Annotated in this window: 1 protein-coding gene; it reads right to left on the minus strand. The window is 46.0% G+C overall.

All coding sequences use genetic code 11. The features are described from left to right. Positions 1–2,875: methyl-accepting chemotaxis protein (locus tag EFD62_RS17125; RefSeq protein WP_456236583.1), on the minus strand; the 2,875-nt coding region annotated here is incomplete at its 3' end. Between the last annotated feature and the right edge of the window lie 44 nt (positions 2,876–2,919).

Consider the following 2,919-nt stretch of genomic DNA (forward strand, 5'->3'; position numbering starts at 1 on the left):
TCTCCACTGCCACTACAATATTTTGACCTTGATTTGCCTGTTCCTTCACTGCTGCTGTAATCTGCCTTACCTGTTCCCTTGCATTGGCTACACCCTTGATGATTTCATCAACACCTTGAGCCTGCTCTTTAACTGCTTGGGTTACCTGCGCTGCCTGGTTTGTTACATTCTCCACTGCAACTATAATATTTTGACCTTGATTTGCCTGTTCCTTCACCGCTACTGTAACCTGTCTTACCTGCTCTCTCGAGTTCTCTATACCCTTTATAATATCCTCAACACCTTTAGCTTGCTCTTTAGTGACATCCGTTACCTGTGCCGCCTGATTGGTCACATTCTCTACTGCCGTTACTATGTTCTGACCCTGTTTGGCTTGTTCTTTCACTGCAACCGTAACCTGATGCATCTGTTCTCTCGCATTTTCAATACCTTTTATTATTTCCTCAACACCTTTAGCCTGCTCTCTAGTGGCTTGAGTAACCTGCCCAGCCTGTTTAGTTACATTCTCTACTGCAACCACGATGTTCTGGCTTTGTTTTGCCTGTTCTTTCATCGTTACCGTAACCTGCCTTATTTGCTCACGGGCATTGGCTACACCTTTTATCACTTCCTCAACGCCAGCAGCCTGTTCTTTCACTGCAAAGGCAACTTCAGCAGTTTGTTTGGCGACGTTTTCGATCGATTGTACAATATTTTCTCCCTGCTTCGCCTGCTCCTTCACTGCAACAGTAACCTGCCGTACCTGTTCTCTTGCATTGGCTACACCTTTGATAACCTCTTCCACACCTTTTGCCTGTTCTTTAGTAGCCTGTGTAACCTGCGCTGCCTGATTGGTCACATTTTCTACAGCAACTACGATATTTTGTCCCTGTTTCGCCTGTTCCTTAACTGCAACAGTGACCTGCTTTACCTGTTCCCTTGCATTGGCTACACCTCTTACTACATTTTCTACAGATGCTGCCTGCTCTTTGGTGGCCTGTGTAACCATAGCTGCTTGATTTGTTACCGTATTCACAGCCTCAATAATCTTTACACTGCCCTTATTCTGTTCATCAGTGGCGGTGGTTATCTGGCGGATTTCTGTATTTACATTTTCTATGCCCTCAACTATCTTTTCAATTGCCTTGCCAGCCTCATCGCTTAATTTAGAACCATGTTCAACCTTTTCAGTTCCAACTTCAATCGCCTTGATAGCCTGACTTGTTTCTCCCTGGATACCCTTAATGAGTTCAGATATTTCCTTTGTCGCTGTTGCAGTCCGTTCAGCCAGCTTTCTTACTTCATCGGCAACAACCGCAAAGCCCTTACCGTGTTCTCCAGCCCTTGCAGCCTCAATTGCAGCATTTAGCGCAAGAAGATTTGTTTGTTCGGCAATATCGTCAATGACTTCGATGATACTGCCTATTTTTTCGGAGCTCTTTCCAAGACCGTTTATAACATTTTCCGCACGATGAATAACTTCGGATATATCCTTAATAGCCACCAAAGTATCAGCCACTGCCTTCTGACCGCCTCTAGCGTCATTCTGCACGTTTTCACTCAATTTGTTTACATTCTGGGCGTTCTGGGCAACCTGGCTTATGGAAGCCGCCATGTTTTCAACCACCTGGGATGTTTCATTTGCAGATTTTTGAAGCTGCTCGGCGTTCCCTGCTACACCTTGAATTGACTTCGCCATCTCTTCTATCGAAGAGGATATTTCTTCAACCGATTGGGCTGTACTTTCGGCATTGCCGGCTACCTGCTGAATGGAACCTACGATTTCCTGTACCGCTGCCGATGCCTCGTCAGCAGAATCCTTCAGACTTTCGGCGTTTCCTGCTACACCTTTTATTGACTTACCCATTTGCTCTATAGAAGAAGATATTTGCTCCACAGAACTTGCAGTACTTTCAGCATTTCCCGATACCTGTTGGATAGATGCTACCATTTCCTGTATTGCGGCAGCAGATTCGTCTGCAGATGCCTTTAGGCTTTCACTATTTCCTGCTACACCTTTTATTGACTTACCCATTTGCTCTATAGATGAGGATATTTGCTCCACAGAGCTTGCAGTACTTTCGGCGTTTCCTGCTACCTGCTGGATGGAAGCCACTATCTCTTGGACTGCCGCTGCGGATTCGTCTGCCGAACCCTTTAGACTCTCGGCATTTCCTGCAACCCCCTGTATGGATTTACCCATTTGCTCTATAGAAGAAGATATCTGTTCTATCGAGCTTGCAGTACTTTCGGCATTTCCGGCTACTTGCTGTATGGAAGCTACTATTTCCTGTACCGACGCTGACGCTTCTTCAGCCGAACCCGTCAAACTTTCAGCATTGCCTGCCACACCCTTGATAGATTTGCCCATCTGTTCAATGGACGATGAAATCTGCTCTACAGAGCTTGCTGTACTCTCTGCATTACTGGCTACCTGTTGGATGGATGCTACAATTTCTTGCACCGCCGCCGATGCCTCATCAGCCGAACCTTTTAGACTCTCGGCGTTTCCTGCAACACCTTTTATTGACTTACCCATTTGCTCTATGGAAGAAGATATTTGCTCTATAGAGCTTGCGGTACTTTCACTGTTTCCCGCTACCTGCTGAATTGAAGCTACGATTTCTTGTATTGCTGCGGATGCCTCTTGTGCCGATCCTGCCGTACTTTCAGCATTTCCCGCTACCCCCTTAATGGATTTACCCATCTGTTCTATAGCAGTGGAAATCTCCTCCACCGACTTCGCAGTACTTTCTGCATTTCCCGCCACCTGTTGGATTGACGCAACCATTGAATGAACGGTAGTTGTTGCTTCTTCCGCTGAATTTGACAGGCTCTCCGCATTACCGGCTACTCCCTTAATAGATTTACCCATCTGCTCTATAGAGGAAGATATTTGCTCTACAGAGCTTGCAGTACTATCAGCATTGCCCGCAACCT

Origin of the sequence: Acetivibrio mesophilus, assembly GCF_004102745.1 — a bacterium.
GTDB classification, from domain to species: domain Bacteria; phylum Bacillota; class Clostridia; order Acetivibrionales; family Acetivibrionaceae; genus Hungateiclostridium; species Hungateiclostridium mesophilum.